Origin of the sequence: Pseudomonas sp. TKO26, assembly GCF_003225665.1 — a bacterium.
In the GTDB taxonomy this organism is placed as follows: Bacteria; Pseudomonadota; Gammaproteobacteria; order Pseudomonadales; family Pseudomonadaceae; genus Aquipseudomonas; species Aquipseudomonas saponiphila.
This window is the reverse complement of sequence record NZ_QKLN01000003.1, coordinates 25,283-39,508: the sequence shown is the minus strand read 5'-3', so window position 1 is coordinate 39,508 and position 14,226 is coordinate 25,283. Positions and strand designations below refer to the sequence as shown.

At 64.6% G+C, this 14,226-nt stretch carries 14 protein-coding genes; 4 read left to right on the top strand and 10 right to left on the bottom strand.

Going from position 1 to position 14,226, the window contains the following annotated elements; all coding sequences use genetic code 11:
* Nucleotides 1-238: 238 nt before the first annotated feature.
* The 7 genes from DNK59_RS05425 to DNK59_RS05395 all read right to left on the bottom strand — a co-directional run bounded on the left by DNK59_RS05425 (nucleotide 239) and on the right by DNK59_RS05395 (nucleotide 7,780).
* Nucleotides 239-1,741, bottom strand: coding sequence for a YdgA family protein (locus DNK59_RS05425; RefSeq protein ID WP_110722517.1), 1,503 nt, complete (start codon nucleotides 1,739-1,741; stop codon nucleotides 239-241).
* Nucleotides 1,742-2,001: 260 nt separating this feature from the next.
* On the bottom strand, nucleotides 2,002-2,637 hold the full coding sequence (locus DNK59_RS05420) for an NADH:ubiquinone oxidoreductase subunit N (RefSeq protein ID WP_110722516.1): 636 nt from the start codon (nucleotides 2,635-2,637) through the stop codon (nucleotides 2,002-2,004).
* A gap of 92 nt (nucleotides 2,638-2,729) precedes the next feature.
* The gene (locus DNK59_RS05415) at nucleotides 2,730-4,178 is read right to left on the bottom strand and encodes an efflux transporter outer membrane subunit (protein ID WP_110722515.1); all 1,449 of its coding nucleotides are present in this window, start codon (nucleotides 4,176-4,178) and stop codon (nucleotides 2,730-2,732) included.
* The gene (locus tag DNK59_RS05410; RefSeq protein WP_092318414.1) at nucleotides 4,175-5,065 is read right to left on the bottom strand and encodes an HlyD family secretion protein; all 891 of its coding nucleotides are present in this window, start codon (nucleotides 5,063-5,065) and stop codon (nucleotides 4,175-4,177) included. Before DNK59_RS05410 ends, DNK59_RS05415 begins: the two co-directional genes overlap by 4 nt.
* A complete protein-coding gene (locus DNK59_RS05405; RefSeq protein ID WP_011058538.1) occupies nucleotides 5,062-5,271 on the bottom strand; it encodes a DUF1656 domain-containing protein in 210 nt (69 codons plus the stop codon). Before DNK59_RS05405 ends, DNK59_RS05410 begins: the two co-directional genes overlap by 4 nt.
* Nucleotides 5,268-7,355 carry an FUSC family protein gene (locus DNK59_RS05400; RefSeq protein ID WP_110722514.1) on the bottom strand — a complete coding sequence of 696 codons (2,088 nt, stop codon included), beginning with the start codon at nucleotides 7,353-7,355 and terminating at the stop codon, nucleotides 5,268-5,270. The genes DNK59_RS05405 and DNK59_RS05400 overlap by 4 nt, the downstream gene beginning before the upstream one ends.
* On the bottom strand, nucleotides 7,352-7,780 hold the full coding sequence (locus DNK59_RS05395) for a MarR family winged helix-turn-helix transcriptional regulator (protein WP_110722513.1): 429 nt from the start codon (nucleotides 7,778-7,780) through the stop codon (nucleotides 7,352-7,354). Before DNK59_RS05395 ends, DNK59_RS05400 begins: the two co-directional genes overlap by 4 nt.
* A gap of 197 nt (nucleotides 7,781-7,977) precedes the next feature.
* On the opposite strand from DNK59_RS05395, the gene DNK59_RS05390 reads away from it, so the two are divergent.
* Nucleotides 7,978-8,256 carry a hypothetical protein gene (locus DNK59_RS05390; RefSeq protein ID WP_016967885.1) on the top strand — a complete coding sequence of 93 codons (279 nt, stop codon included), beginning with the start codon at nucleotides 7,978-7,980 and terminating at the stop codon, nucleotides 8,254-8,256.
* A complete protein-coding gene (locus tag DNK59_RS05385) occupies nucleotides 8,253-8,534 on the top strand; it encodes a type II toxin-antitoxin system RelE/ParE family toxin (protein ID WP_016967887.1) in 282 nt (93 codons plus the stop codon). The genes DNK59_RS05390 and DNK59_RS05385 overlap by 4 nt, the downstream gene beginning before the upstream one ends.
* Here the strand turns inward: DNK59_RS05385 and DNK59_RS05380 are convergent.
* From DNK59_RS05380 to DNK59_RS05370, 3 genes are all read right to left on the bottom strand, one after another.
* A complete protein-coding gene (locus tag DNK59_RS05380; protein ID WP_092318406.1) occupies nucleotides 8,531-8,776 on the bottom strand; it encodes a DUF2789 domain-containing protein in 246 nt (81 codons plus the stop codon). The genes DNK59_RS05385 and DNK59_RS05380 overlap by 4 nt on opposite strands.
* 14 nt (nucleotides 8,777-8,790) lie before the next feature.
* Complete coding sequence (locus tag DNK59_RS05375; RefSeq protein ID WP_092318404.1) at nucleotides 8,791-9,252, bottom strand: aminoacyl-tRNA deacylase; 462 nt, start codon at nucleotides 9,250-9,252, stop codon at nucleotides 8,791-8,793.
* 109 nt (nucleotides 9,253-9,361) lie between these two features.
* Nucleotides 9,362-10,972 carry a glycosyltransferase family 39 protein gene (locus DNK59_RS05370; RefSeq protein ID WP_110722512.1) on the bottom strand — a complete coding sequence of 537 codons (1,611 nt, stop codon included), beginning with the start codon at nucleotides 10,970-10,972 and terminating at the stop codon, nucleotides 9,362-9,364.
* 331 nt (nucleotides 10,973-11,303) lie between these two features.
* On the opposite strand from DNK59_RS05370, the gene DNK59_RS05365 reads away from it, so the two are divergent.
* Both DNK59_RS05365 and DNK59_RS05360 read left to right on the top strand, forming a co-directional pair.
* Nucleotides 11,304-13,502, top strand: coding sequence for an outer membrane assembly lipoprotein YfiO (locus tag DNK59_RS05365; protein ID WP_110722511.1), 2,199 nt, complete (start codon nucleotides 11,304-11,306; stop codon nucleotides 13,500-13,502).
* A complete protein-coding gene (locus DNK59_RS05360) occupies nucleotides 13,472-14,221 on the top strand; it encodes a DUF3142 domain-containing protein (protein ID WP_092318398.1) in 750 nt (249 codons plus the stop codon). Before DNK59_RS05365 ends, DNK59_RS05360 begins: the two co-directional genes overlap by 31 nt.
* Nucleotides 14,222-14,226 lie beyond the last annotated feature (5 nt).

Below are 14,226 nucleotides of genomic sequence, written 5' to 3'. Positions count from 1 at the left end.
AACGGGAACGCATGACCCGGCAAAGCTGTCCGGGAAATTCTTCCACGAAGGGTAGTCGAGAATTTGAAACACCATATTTGTTCAGAATCAGTTTTTAGGGCCTGTGCAACCCCCGCGCCAGAGCAATCGGTGTTCACCGGTCGCAGGCACGGGGCTGCAGACAGCACAACGCCCGGGCTGTGTCACACAGCACCGGGCGTTGAGGGGCAGGAGGCGGGCCAAGCCGCCCTGTACGAACTTATTGCAGGGCGCCAGCACCGCCCATCTTGCTCATGACAAAACCAACGAACTGTTCAACGCTCATCTTCTGGCCGTTGAAATTCACCTCGTTGTTGGCGTAGTGCAGCGCCGACACCACGTTATTGCCTTCCAGCTTGGCCAGTTGAGTGGCCAGGGCCATGGCGCTGAGCATTTCCGCGGTGGCCGCGCTCTGCTCGGCAATCTGCTTGGCATCGGTCAGGCCCTCGGCCTGGGCCTGCAAGGCCGCTACGTCCGCCACCATTGGCTTGGACAGCGACAGCTTGGCATCCAGCTGGCTGATCAGTTGCTTGCCCAGCTCGGCCGGCGGCAGCTCCAGGTTCTGCGGTTTGGCCAGGTCCAGGCTCAGGCTGAAACGGCTTTCACCGCCAGCGGTCTTGAACGCCAGGCTTTCCAGGGCGATCTGCGGCTTGGCCTCCAGGACCTTGTTCACCGCCGCACGTACCTTGACCTCTTGAGCTTCGCTCATCTGCAGTTCCGGCGCCGGCTCACCCTCGGCAGTGGCCGCGGTGGCAGCCTGCTGATACGGCTGCAGCACGGTCTGGTAGATCTGCAGCAGATCGAGCATGCCCTGGCTGTCGAGGTTCTTCATGCTCCAGAGCATCTCGGCCGAACCCACGGCCTTGCCGTCGAAGGTGATCTCGCCCACCCGGTAGTCCGCACGACCGGCCACGGTGCTGCCGGTTTCTTCACTGAAGGTCTTCTGTTCGAAGTTCTTCAGGGTCAGCACCGACTGCTTGTCACCAAAGGTGGCCTTGGTGCCGGTCAGTTCCAGGGTGTTCTGCCCCAGGTAGTAGCCAAAGCTGCTCTTTTGCAGGTTGCTGGCCAGGGTCAGGCCGTTGATTTCCAGCTTGCCCGGGGCCTTGTCCGGCGAGTTGAACGAGAGGCTCAGGCTGTCCATGTAGCCATCGACCTTGGCCTTCTGGCGGTTGTCGCTGACGCTGAAGGTGGAGTTCAGGCCGGAGAACTTGAGGCTGTTCTGCTCATCCAGGGCCAGCTCCATCGGCGCGAAATCCAGGGTGCCTTCGGCGGACAGGTCGTAGCCAACGTTGACCACGCCCTTGAACGGCGCAACGCCCTTGGTCGCCGCGAACCATTTGTCGGTCTGCGGGCTCTTCTCCAGCTCGTAATGGCTGGCAGCCATGACCGGCAGCAACTTGAGACGGATCAGGCGCGAGAAAGGCAGCGGGCCGTGCTCGATATGATCGGCGATCAGAAGTTCCAGATCGCCACGAAACACTTCGCCCTGGCCCTTGAGGCGGTAGCGGGCGTTGCTGCTGAACACGCCACGCTCCAGGGATACCAGCTCCAGAGTGGCGGTGGCGTCGTAGCCGATCAGCGCCGCTTGCAGCTCCTTGTTGCTTTCGATCACCTGTTGCTGCAGGACCCCTTCCAGCTTGGTGCCGGTGTACCAGGCGCCGCCCGCACTGATTGCACCTATTGCGACGACGATTCCTAACAGTACGCCTGCTGATTTATTCATGTCTGACCCGATCAATATCCGTTGTTTGAAGGTGTGCTGGTCTTCCCTGAACCCATGACGGGTCGCGGCTCGACTCCGCGTAAAACCGGCGCAGATTACCATTGGCGGCCAAAGCTAAACCAGCTGCAAGCTGCAAGCCTCAAGTTGCAAGCCAGAGGCAGCAGGTAGCCTGTGGCTTGTGGCTTGTGGCTTGTGGCTTGCGGCTTGCGGCTTGCGGCTTGCGGCTTGCGGCTTGCGGCTTGCGACTTGCGACTTGCGGCTCAGGAGTATTGGACTTCCAGGGCATCGAGTTGATGGTCGAAGCTTTTGAGACGCGCGCTCCAGGTGTACACCAGGACCTCGAAATCCCGGTCGATCACCATGCTGTTGCCCCGGGACTCGCCCCGGGGGTCGCAGAAGTCCAGCTGATAGCGTTCCCGGGCCATGGCGGTGGCGACGTCCGACAGCTCGCGGGCATTGCTCAGCCAGTGGTGGCCGTCGTCGGCCTGCTTGTCGAGCAGGATGCACTGCTTCTTCAAGGCCTCCAGGCTCTTTTCCAGCGGGGTGCCGGTCAGCTCGCCCATGACTTCGGCGAAGGTCCGCCCCGGTTGCCAGTAGCTGCCCCAGAAATAGCGGTCGAACACGGTTTCGACCCGGCGCAGGGCCACTTTGGTGTCCCAGATCACCACCAGGGTCTTGCTCTGTTCGAGCTGTCGCTTCTTGATTTTCTGATTCTGCCAGGAGGCCCAGGCCACTACGCCGATGGCCATCACCGCGATCAGCGCGCTGGCGCTGTCGAGAAAGACCATGGCCTTGTCGATCTGATGGGCCAGCATGATGCCGTAGAAATAGGTGGCAGAGAGCAGCACCAGCGCACAGAGCGCGCACCAGAAGCCCGGAGCATAAGGGTTTTTCATTATTGGAATCCCCATGACCATCACATGCTTTGATCGGTTGCAAACCCCGTTGCACCGCGGGCTTTGCAACTGTTCAAAGCATAGCAACGGCCTCAGGGTTTGATCGGCTGCGAGGCTTGCGTTCGTCCGCTTTCCCAGCCACCACCCAGGGCCAGGAACAGATCGATCTGACTCATTGCCACCTGGGTATTGGCTGCCGCCAGTTGCGCGCGCATGTCGGTGTAGGTGCGGGTGGCTTGCAAGTCGGCGAGGAAGGACGCGCGCCCGGCCTGGAAGAAGCGGTGGGTCTGGTCCGCCGCCCGTTGCGCCGACTGCTCGGCGTCTGCCAGGGCCTCGCGGCGTTGCAGTTGCGCACTGTACTGGGCCAGGCCGGTCTGGGTTTCGCGAATGGCGTTGAGCACCACCCCGTCGAAATGCGCCAGGGCGCCCTGGCTCGCGACCTCGGCCTCATGAATGCGCTCGCGGGCGCCGTTGGCCGGCACCGTCCAGCTGATCAGCGGGCCGAAGCCCCAGCGGTTGGTGGACGGCTTGCCTAGGTTGTCGAGAATGCCCACGGTGCCGACCGTCGCGCCGATGCTGATGTCCGGGTACAGGGCCCCGGTCGCCACGCCGATGCGTGCGGTGGCCGCGGCCAGCTGGCGCTCGGCCTGGCGTACATCGGGACGGCGCTTGAGCAGCGCCGCGCCGTCGCCCACCGGCAACAGTTGGGCAATGTGCGGTAACTCGGCGCAACTGCTGGTGCCAGCGGGCAACTGATCCACCGGCCTGGCCAGCAGCATCGACAGGCGAAACAGCCCCGACTGGCGCGCGGCTTCATAGCGCGGCAGCTCGGCGCGCAGGGACTTGAACTGGGTCTGGGAGCGGGTGACCTGGGTTTCGTCGCCACGCCCGGCGTCGCGCAGACGCTGGGTCAGTTCGGTGCTCTGGGCTTGCAGGCTCAGGGAGTGCTCGGCGATTTCCCGTTCTTCGTTGGCCGCGCAGACCTGGGTGTAGGCCCGCACCACATCCGCCACCAGGGTGATGCGCGCGGTGTCGGCCGCGGCCTGGGTCGCGTCGGCATTGGCCTGGGCCGCCTCGATGCCGCGCTGCAGGGTGCCGAACAGGTCGAATTGGTAAGAGGTGCTGATGGACAGGTTGCCGACGTTGGCCACCGGCACCTTTTCCGGCAGCAGGAAGGCTTCGCCGGACTCCTGCAGGCGCTCGACCCCGGCCTTGACCCCGCCGCTCCAGCCGCCGGCGGCCTGGGCTTCATCCACCTGGGCCCGAGCGCGAGCCAGGTTGGCCGCGGCCACCCGCAAGTCGGTGTTGGACGCCAGGGCCTGCTGCACCAGCTGGTCCAGGCGCGGGTCCTGGTACAGCCGCCACCAGTCGGCGGGCACCGGCGCCGACACCACATTGGCGCCCTTGGCGCTCAATGCGCCCTGCAGGTCCTGGCGTTGCAGCGCCGCATCCTTGGGCAGCCGGTAGTCCGGCCCGACCATCTGGCAGGCCGAAAGCAGCAGGCCGAGCCCGGCCAGGGCCAAACGTGCGCCATAGTTCATTGGCCGGGCTCCCGCTTGGCCTGATCGTCGAGGATCGACACCGTGGCGGTACGCCCGGCGATCATGCGAAAGTCCGCCGGCACCTCATCGAAGGCGATCCGCACCGGAATCCGTTGCGCCAGGCGCACCCAGCTGAAGGCCGGATTGACGTTGGGCAACAGGTTGGAGCCGCTACTGCGATCACGGTCCTCGATCCCGGCGACGATGCTTTCCACATGCCCGCGCAGCCGCGCCCGGTCGCCGATCACGCGAATATCCACCGCCTGGCCGAGATGGATGCCATCGAGCTTGGTTTCTTCGAAGTAGCCATCGATATGGAAGGAATTGCTGTCCACCACCGACAGCACCGGGCGGCCGGCGGTGACGAATTCCTGAGTGCGCGGCGCACGGTCGTTGACGTAGCCGTCCACCGGGCTGCGCACCACCGAACGATCGAGGTTGAGCTGGGCGCTGTCCACCGCCACCTGGGCCTCGGCCAGGGCCGACTGGGCGCGGGCCTCGCGGGACTGGCTTTCTTCCAGTTGCTCGCGCGGCACCAGGTTGCCCAGGCCACGGTTGCGCTTGGCCTCGCGCTGGGCCTGGGCCAGGGTTTCCTGACGGTCGGCCAGGGCCGCCCTGGCTTGGCGCAGGGCCAGCTTGAAGCGGTCCTGGTCGATGCTGAACAGCACCTGGCCGCGCTTGACCAACTGGTTGTCGCGCACCTCCACTTGCTGGATCAGCCCGGACACGTCCGGGGCGATCTGCACGATATCGGCGCGGATGTGCCCGTCCCGGGTCCAGGGCGCGAACATGTAGTACATCACCATGCGCCAGACCACCACGACCGCGAAGGTCACCACCAATAACGTCAGGACCACACGGCCAATGGTCAATAAGGGTTTTTTCATGTCATCAGGTATCGACTGAGAGAGTCCACCGCGCCCAGCAGCAGCGCGTAAAGACCGACGTTGAACAGCGCCCGGTGCCAGACCAGACGATAAAAGTGCAAGCGCGTCAGCACCCCGTGCACCAGCAGGTACAAGCCATAAGTGATGCCCATCAGCACCAGCAGCGTGGGCAGGAACACCCCGCTGATATCCAGATCACCGATCACAAGGGCGCTCCATCGATGCCATGGGGAAAGGGTTGTTCAAGCTCGCCGGTGGCGACGAATTCCACCCCCGGCAGCAGCGCCAGGCGCAGGCCGCTGAGGGCGTGCAACAGGTGCAGGCGGGTTTCGTCGTCGCCTTGCAGGCCCTGGCTGCCCAAGGCCCGGCGGGTGCGATCCAGCGTCATCAACAGGCCGCCGGGAGCCGGCAGGCGCTCGCCGGCCTTGAGGCAGGCCTTGAAGTAGTCGCCGACCTCGGCCACTACCTGGCGCAGCAGGGCCTGGGCCGCGCCCTGCACCCGCGGCGCGTAGGCCAGCAGGTCCAGCACGTTGAGCGCCACCCGCAGCTCGCGCAGGGCGGCGCCGGTGTCCTGGCCGGTAATGGCCAGGCGCGGCAGGTGCTGCATCAGCCGGTCGAGCATCTGCGCGGCCATGTGCCGGTGCTCGGCCAGGGTCGCCGGCTCGGAAAGGCTGACAATGTCGCGCCAGCTGAAGCGGGTCAGGCGCTTGGCCGCCAGCTCCGAGCCGAACGGCCGGGCGATCAGGGTCCAGACAAAGGCGAACAGCAGGCCCATGGGCCCGGCCAGGTTGGAGTTGGCAAAGCTCAGGAAGTCCGCGTCGTAGGCACCCTGGATGCTGATGAAAGACGAGGTGTTGACGATGGTCAGGAGCATGCCCAGGTAGAACCGCGGCTGCACCGTCAGGGTGCCGACGCAGATAAAAGGTACGGCGAAGGCCAGCACCAGCATCGGAAAGTCGTGCAGGTTGGGCAGGATCAAAAACAGGTAGAGGCTGGCGAACAGCACCGACATCGCGGTCCAGAAGAAGAACCGGTAGATCTGCGGCGCCGGGTCGTCCATCGAGGCGAAGAAGCTGCAGGCCACCGCCGCGAGAATCACTGCGCTGCCGCCGTCGGTCCAGCCCAGGAGGATCCACAGCACCGAGGCGACGATGATCGCCAGCACCGTCGAGCCCGCCGAATACAGCATCAGCCCGCGGTCGAGAAACGGCGTCAGCCGGCCCAGCCGCCAATGCCGGTAGACCGCGCGCCAGGTGTCCTGGCTTTCGCACTGGATGGCGTGCTGCAGGCTACGGCAGTCCTGCCAGAGGTCGATCCACTCGCCGAGGCGATACAGGGCATTGGAGAACAGCAACTGGCGCCGGTCATCCAGGGCTTCGGCGCTGGGCTGCAGGGCTTCGAGTTCGCTGCGCAGGGCTTGCCAGTGCTCCACTGAGGCGTCCCGGGCAGTGCCTTGCAACCAGGCCTCGGCCTTGGCCAGCAAGGGGGCGAACTGCGCCACCAGTTCCGGGGTCCGTCGTTCCAGGGCATACAGGGCGTCATCCAGGGCATCCACCACGGGCAGCAGGTGGATCATCCGCCCGCGCAACTCCTTGGTGTTGCGTACCGTCTGTGGCCGGGCGCCTTCGTGGGGCAACTGGCCAATCATCAGCTCCAGGGTGTTGAAGGTGCCCACCATCGATGCACGCAAGGCGCTGACTTCCTCAGGCTGGACGTTGCGAGCCAGGAAGCGCTGGCTGTAGAGCGCGGCATCGGCGAACCACTTGCCGGCGGAGTCGACGAACACCGGGGCCAGCCGCCGGGGCCAGAACAGGCTGCCGATGACCGCGGCGCAAATGATGCCGAGGAAGATTTCCTCGGTCCGCGCCTCGGCCACGTCCCACACCGCCAGGGGGTTGTCCACCACCGGCAGGGCAATCAGCGGCAGGGTGTAGCCGGCCAGCATCAGGGCGTAGTTGTTGGCGGTGCGCAGGTGCATGGACAGGAACAGCAGGATCCCGGTCCACAGGGCAATGATCAGCACCAGCACATAGGGACTCTGCACGAACATCGGCACCAGCAGCACGGCGGCGGCCGCACCAATAAAAGTACCGATCGCCCGGTACAGCGCCTTGGAGCTGGTGGGGCCGACAAAGGGGCTGGAAACGATGTACACCGTGGCCATGGCCCAATAGGGACGAGGCATCTGCATCAGCATGGCGATGTACAGGGCGATCATCGAGGCGGCGAAGGTGCGCACGCCGTAGAACCAGTCCCGTGCGGGGGGCATGCCGGTAAAGAAGCCTTTCAAGATGGCAGCACCGGCCCATGGCTGGCGGACTCGAAGGCGCGGATCACCCGCAGCGCGGCTTCCAGGTCGGTGCTGCTGATGCCTTCCAGGACTTCATGACGCAGGCGCACCAGCTCGCTTTCCACCGCCTGCACCAACTCGCGGCCGCTGTCGGTCAGGCTCAGGCACTTGGCCCGACGATCGTTGGGGTCTTCACTGCGGCACACGTAGCCGGCGCTGCACAACTGGTCCAGCAGGCGCACCAGCGACGGGCTTTCCATCCCCGCGGCCTGGGCCACGGTGACTTGGCGCACGCCCTCGCCCAGGCGCCCGATCATCAGCAGGGGCACCGCGCAGGCTTCGGAAATGCCGAAATTGACCAGGGTGCTCTGGCAGATCCGCCGCCAATGCCGCGACGCGACCACCATGCCACTGCTGATGTTCATGTGGAGTGATTCAAGGGAGTTGGGCACAAGACTGTTCGCACACTGTTAGTTTGCTAACTATCAATATGGCATCGACGAATAAATCCAGTCAAGTTTTGTAACAAATACCTCGGCCAAGCCTTGGATCCAGCGCCTACAAGACAGAGAAAGTACTGAAATGGTATATACTTTTTCAGTACTTTTTGAGGAGCAGGCTCATGCCCAAGCACGCCATCTTTACGATGAAACTGGAAACTGAACTGCGGGATCAGTTTATGGCGGAGGCACAGGCCGCACATCGCCCAGCCTCACAGATCGTGCGTGAGTTGATGCGCGAATTCGTGCAAAAACAGCACGAATCCCGAGAGTACGAGGCCTTCCTGCAACAGAAAGTCCTGCTGGCTCGAGCCTCCGTAGACGCTCAACGCGGGCACAACCATGAAGAGGTAGAGGCAGAGTTCGCTGCCCGTCGCGCTCGGGCATCGAGGCTGGAATGAAGGTTGTCTGGGTTCCCGAAGCCGTACAGGACCGCATGGATATCTGGGACTACCTGCATGCACTCAACCCGAGGGCTGCGGTCGACATGGACAGGCGCTTCAGCGAATGCGTCGGTCATCTGATCCTCAACCCGCAGATCGGCTCCACGGGACTGGTGGCAGGAACCCGTGAACTGATTCCCCACCCGAGCTATCGCCTGGTCTATCAGATAAGCCAGGACCACGTCTGGATCCTGGCCCTGGTCCACACCGCTCGCCAATGGCCGCCACCGACCTAGCCCCCACGCCCCTTCCTCAACAACACATCCAACTGATCCACCACCTCCGCCCAGTCCGCATCATCGAGCACTTCATCGCGCAGGAAATCCGCCTGGCTCTTGCTCCAGAAGAACGCATCCGCCAGGTGCAGCTCCGGTTTCAGCGGCGAATGGGTGGCGATGAAACGATCGATACTCTCCGGGTCATCGGCCAGCCCCAGCTGCTTGAACAACGCCGGCAGATTGTGGGTCGGTGCTTCCATGGTCGGGCTCCTGATCAGCGCGAGACTTCGCAGACTTCGGCGTGAGGCACCAGCTTCAGGTACTGGGCCATGCTCAAGTGCACCAGGTTGTGGTGGTTGCCGGCTTCCAGGTAGATGTCTTTCTGCCGGGTCAGCAGCGGATCGATCACCACGTCCAGCCCATAGGACTCGCCCAGGGCCGGCACGGCGCCGCGCTCGCAATCGTTGAACAGGTGAGCCAGGGTGCTTTCCCGGGTGATCTGCCATTCGCCGCTGCCGCGCACCTTGCCAAGGTCCAGGTGACGACTGGCCGGCAACACCGCCATCAGGTAGTGGCCGTGGTGATCATCGAGAATCACCGACTTGGCCACCCGTTCCGCCGGCACCCCCGCCACCCGCGCCGTTTCCAGGCTGCTGGCGGAATGGGGGTGGGTCACCAGATCAAACTCGCACGCGGCCTGTTCCAGACTGCGCTGCACGGTTCTTGCCATACGCATGATGCACCTCGGTGCCCCGCGAACGGGGACAGGACTGTGACTCCTGATGCAAGTCTAGGTCGCGCCGCGGAACTCAATGCCCCGAACTTCCGAACGGCACCCTGCGCACTCATTGCCCGGCGCAGGGCGCGCCCGTTGCAGGGCCACAGAGGACAAACAGCCGCGCCCGGGTACCGCCTGCGGCGAACTGAACGATCTTGTGCCAGCCCTGTGGCAACGGCGCGAACTCCTCGGACTGATCGTCCGAACCCACCAGCCAGTAGCGCCCGTTGCCCACTGGCAAGGCGCTCAACTGATCCAGGTAGACCTGCTCCGGGTGGTCGATCAGGGTGCCGAAGCCGTAGGCGTTCGGCCTGCTGGAGGCGCCTCCCGGCAGCGGCGGCGTGTAGAGCATCGGCTGGGCATCGGTGCGGTTGTAGTAGATGTAGCTCAGGTACCAGAGCATGTCGCTGATCACGATGCGATCGCCGGCCACGTAGTGCCGGTTGACGTAGTCGACCATCACGCTGATCTGGTCATTGGCGTCGACATCGACGTTGTTTTTCAGCCCCACCGCTTCCAGCCCGACAAACCCCAACAACAGCGCCAGCGCCGCCAGCCGGGCCGACTTCAGCCAGCGATCGACGAGCACCGCGATGATCATCGGCATACCCAGGGCATAGGCGGTCAGGTAGCGCTCGATAAACACCGGGGAGGCAAACGACACCGCAAACACCAGCAACAACGGCAGCAGGGTGAAACTCGCCAGCAGCCCGCCGAAGCGGACCGGTGCCCACTTACGCCAGGCCGGTACGCTGCAGAGCGCCAGCAACAGCAGCGGCATGCCCACGAACAGCGCCCCGGGCAGGTCGTCGCCCTCGTCCTGGATCAGCAACTGCCAGACCATCGCCGGCAGCGACGACCAGGTCACCGGAGGCTCCCAGCCGACATCGCCGTTGGCCTTCAATTCGTCCATATGCCGCAGCAGGTCCAGCAACTCCGGCACCCAGGGCAGGTACAGCAGCACGATCGCCGCATTCGCCAGCCACCAGGCCGGACGGACGATCAGACGGCCGTCGCCCTCGCCGCGTACGCCCGATACGGCCAGGTACAACCAGTGCGCCAGCACGCAGAAGGCCGTGAAGTAATGGGTGTAGAAGGCCAGGGTCATCAGCAGCGCGTAGCTGACCAGATAGCCCCGGCGCGAGGGTTGGCGTAGCCAGTACACCAGGGCCAGGGTCGCCCCCAACAGCAACAGGCCGAGCAGCGCATACATGCGCACTTCCTGGCTGTAGCGCACGGCCGTGGGCAGCAGCGCCAGCAACACACCGGCGAGAATCGCCGCGCGACGGGTCGCCATGAGCGCCACCAGCCAGACGCCCAGCCCCACGGTAACGATCCCCGGCAGCGCGCTGAAGGTGCGAATGGAAAAGATCCCGTCGCCAAACAGTTCGATCCAGCCGCGCAACAGCATGAAATACAGCGGGGGATGCACGTCGCGGGCCGCATGAACCCAGATATCGCTCAGCGAATACTGACTGAGCACCAGGCTGGAGCCTTCATCGCCCCAGATGGCCGCCGCGGTCAGGTCATAAAAGCGGACGGCCGTCGCCAACAGCAACACCGGCAGCAACCAGTACTCAAGCACCCGGCGCATCAGCCGCTGCGCACCCTGCTCCCGAGGCACGACGGCCTGCTCTTGCAAACGCCCGATCAACTCCGGCGCTCTGCGAAAATCCATTCCTTGCTCCCCATAAATTCGCATGATCTGGTCGCTCAAACCCCGACAGCATCGTCCTTTGCCTGGAAAACCGCAAAGCTCAGACACGCGGGCAAAAAGCCGCTCATCGAATGTCATGCGCGACTCCTGCCGATTGCCCTCGGGCACCGTGGTCCGGAGCCAGGCCCGGCCATCACCGGCCATGGATGAACATAGACCGGAGGACAGCAAAGTCGCGTCACAGAACGGCAGATTTTCTAATCAGCGACGTAGGTGCCAGCCGGCGCCTTCTGTATGATTTTCGCCACACTCGGAACCTGCCCTCCCGGCTTTTCTGAATTAAGGACAATTCATGCGCAAGCTTCTGCTCCCGTCATTGCCCCTGGCCCTCGCGGCGCTCTGCGCCGGCCAGGCTCAAGCCAGCTCGGACGACATCTGCTCACCGACCTGGAAGCTGTACACCAATCAGCTGGACGGTTGCAGCAACCTGCCCTTTCTCAGCCCGGGCAACGATAGCCGGGTCAACCTGCGGCTGCTGCTGGCCGACCAGGGCAGCCTGCCCCTGACGCCTCAGCCCCTGAGCCAGGACGAGCTGGGCATGGGGTACGGTCCCGTGCCCTTCATGCACTATCGCCTGCACCCAGCGGAACCCAAGCTCGACCCCGACACCGGCAACCCACCCAAGCCCGGCCCCTCGCCCGCCACCGAGCAGCTCGACAGCCTGCTGCAGGCCGTGGGCCTGCGACGCGACAGCAAGGAAACCGCCGGAGACGCCTTTCTATCCGGGGAGGGCAGCCGCTGCCGCAGCAACTCGGACCCCAGCGCCCTGGCCTTTGTCGAGCAGCTCAACCAGGCGTCACTGAGCCCGGAAGAACGCCAGGCCCTGGCCGAAGCCCGGGTGCAGCTGCTGGCCAGTTGCAGCTGGAACGCCAGCGAAATGAGCCGGCTGCTGCCGGGCAACCTGAACTCGGCAACGGCCAAGGCGTTCGCCAGCTACCTGCAGGCCGCCGCCGACTTCTACAGCGGTCGCTTCAGCGAAGCCGGCAACGGTTTTGCCGCGCTCAAGGACAATCCCCAGCCCTGGCTGGCCGAAACCGCGGCCTATATGAGCCCGCGTACCACGCTCAACCTGGCCCAGCAGAACGCCTTCGATGAATGGAGCATGGTCAATCTGGAGCATGTGGACAAAACCGTCCTGCAACAGGCCGAGGCCGGTTTCGAGGCCTACCTGAAGGCTTATCCACAGGGCCGTTACACCGTGTCCGCCAGAGGCCTGATCCGCCGTGTGCACTGGCTGACGGGCGACACCCAGGCCCTGGCCGATGACTATGCCCGGCAACTGACCGAGGCGCCGGGCACCCCGCGCAACATGCCGCTGGACGATCTGGTGGAAGAAGTCGACTACAAACTGCTGAGCCTGCCCGAAGACCACTTCAAGGCCCCGCTGCTGCTGGCAGTCAAGGACCTGATGCACATGCGCGGCACCACGCCGGCGGCATTGACCCGCGACACCCTGCAGCAGCAAAAGGCCCTGTTCGCCAGCCAACCGGCGCTGTTCGACTACCTCCAGGCCGCTTTCAGCCTGTATGTCGAACAGCAACCGGCCGCGGCGCTCAAGCAACTGCCCAGCCAGTTGCCGGCGCAACTGGACTACCTGAGCTTCAGCCAGCAGACCCTGCGCGGCCTGGCCCTGCAGGCCCAGCAGGACTGGAAAGGCGCCGAGGCGCTGTGGCTGCAATTGCTGCCCCTGGCCCAGCAACCGCTGCAACGGGAACAGCTGGAACTGGCCCTGGCCTACACCTACGAGCGCAGCGGCCAGCTAGCCAAGGTGTTCGCCGCCGACTCGCCGATCAAGACCGCCCAAGTGCGGGCCATTCTCCTGCGCCAGGTGGCCTCGCCCAAACTGCTGCGCCAACAGGCACAGAAGGCCGACTCGGCAGCGGAACGCAACGCCGCACGCTTTATCCTGCTGTACAAGGACCTGACCCGCGGCCAGTACGCGGCCTTCGGCCAAGACTACGAGCAACTGCCGCCCACCTTGCCCGACGCCAGTCTTCCCGCCAGCCTGGGCTACATCTACCTCAGTACCCCGCCATTGCAGGATTTCCACTGGAATGGCCCACAGCCCGAAGAGGAAAACCCCGACTACCGCTGCCCGAGCCTGGTGGAGACGGCCGCCCTCCTGCAGCGTGACCCCAAGGCCCCGGCCGGGCTGCTCTGCCTCGGCGAGTTCATGCGCTTCAGTGGCTTCGACCGCATGCCCCTGGATACCCCGCCACCGGCCCAGAACCTGGGTGGTACCCCGGATGCGTTTCCGGGCAAGCCGTTCTCGCGGCTCGACGGCTATCAGGTGGTCATCAACAACCCCAAGGCCAGCCGTGATGATCGTGCCTACGCCTTGTACCGGGCCATCAACTGCTATGCCTCCTCGGGCCACAACAACTGTGGCGGCGCCGGGGTCGAACCGGCGGTGCGCAAGGCCTGGTTCCGTCAGTTGAAGACCAAGCTGGGAGATACCCAATGGGGCCAGTCACAGCGTTACTACTGGTAGGCATGAGGCGCCTGGGCTTTGGCCTGCTGCCGTTATGGCTGTGCTGGGCAACACCGGCGAACGCCGTGGTGGACGCCGCCGAATACAACGCCTTCTGGTTGTGGAGCGGGGTCAAAACCCAGCCGGTGCTGGGCCAGGCCAAGACCCTGTACATCCTCCAGGGCCAGATCAGCCGCTCACGGCGCCATCCCGGGCGCGGTGTCGAGCTCATCGCCCAGGGCCTGCCAGTGTCGCGCCTGCCCCAGGAACAGGTGTGGGTGGTATACCGCGCCCACACCCTGGCCTGGACCGAGCCGGTGTATCGCCAGTTGCTCGACCAGGTGCAGCGCTGGCAGGCCACGGGCAGCGCGGTGGTGGGCATCCAGATCGACTTCGACAGCAGCACCCACGATCTCGAACGCTACGGCCATTTCCTCCGCGATCTACGCCAGCGCCTGCCCGCGCAGTACCGCCTGAGCATCACTGGCCTGATGGACTGGAGCAGCAACGCCGACCCGCAAGCCATCGGCCAGCTCAAAGGCGTGGTGGACGAGGTGGTGGTGCAGACCTATCAGGGCCGCCGGAGCATTTCCAACTACACCGCCTACCTGCCGCGCCTGGACCGCATGGGCCTGCCCTACAAGGTCGGCCTGATCCAGGGTGGCGACTGGCAGGAACCCCAGGCCCTGCGCGACAGCCCCTGGTTCAGGGGCTATGTGGTGTTCTTGCAGAATCCTTAAGAGCA

Bases quoted from the DNA above. Each gene is read 5' to 3' on its own strand.
- DNK59_RS05390 (WP_016967885.1), top strand. From the start codon at position 7,978: ATGCCCAAGCACGCCATCTTTACGATGAAACTGGAAACTGAACTGCGG.
- DNK59_RS05395 (WP_110722513.1), bottom strand. From the start codon at position 7,780: ATGAACATCAGCAGTGGCATGGTGGTCGCGTCGCGGCATTGGCGGCGG.
- DNK59_RS05415 (WP_110722515.1), bottom strand. From the start codon at position 4,178: ATGAACTATGGCGCACGTTTGGCCCTGGCCGGGCTCGGCCTGCTGCTT.
- DNK59_RS05385 (WP_016967887.1), top strand. From the start codon at position 8,253: ATGAAGGTTGTCTGGGTTCCCGAAGCCGTACAGGACCGCATGGATATC.
- DNK59_RS05410 (WP_092318414.1), bottom strand. From the start codon at position 5,065: ATGAAAAAACCCTTATTGACCATTGGCCGTGTGGTCCTGACGTTATTG.
- DNK59_RS05365 (WP_110722511.1), top strand. From the start codon at position 11,304: ATGCGCAAGCTTCTGCTCCCGTCATTGCCCCTGGCCCTCGCGGCGCTC.
- DNK59_RS05420 (WP_110722516.1), bottom strand. From the start codon at position 2,637: ATGAAAAACCCTTATGCTCCGGGCTTCTGGTGCGCGCTCTGTGCGCTG.
- DNK59_RS05375 (WP_092318404.1), bottom strand. From the start codon at position 9,252: ATGCGTATGGCAAGAACCGTGCAGCGCAGTCTGGAACAGGCCGCGTGC.
- DNK59_RS05380 (WP_092318406.1), bottom strand. From the start codon at position 8,776: ATGGAAGCACCGACCCACAATCTGCCGGCGTTGTTCAAGCAGCTGGGG.
- DNK59_RS05370 (WP_110722512.1), bottom strand. From the start codon at position 10,972: ATGGATTTTCGCAGAGCGCCGGAGTTGATCGGGCGTTTGCAAGAGCAG.
- DNK59_RS05360 (WP_092318398.1), top strand. From the start codon at position 13,472: ATGGGGCCAGTCACAGCGTTACTACTGGTAGGCATGAGGCGCCTGGGC.
- DNK59_RS05425 (WP_110722517.1), bottom strand. From the start codon at position 1,741: ATGAATAAATCAGCAGGCGTACTGTTAGGAATCGTCGTCGCAATAGGT.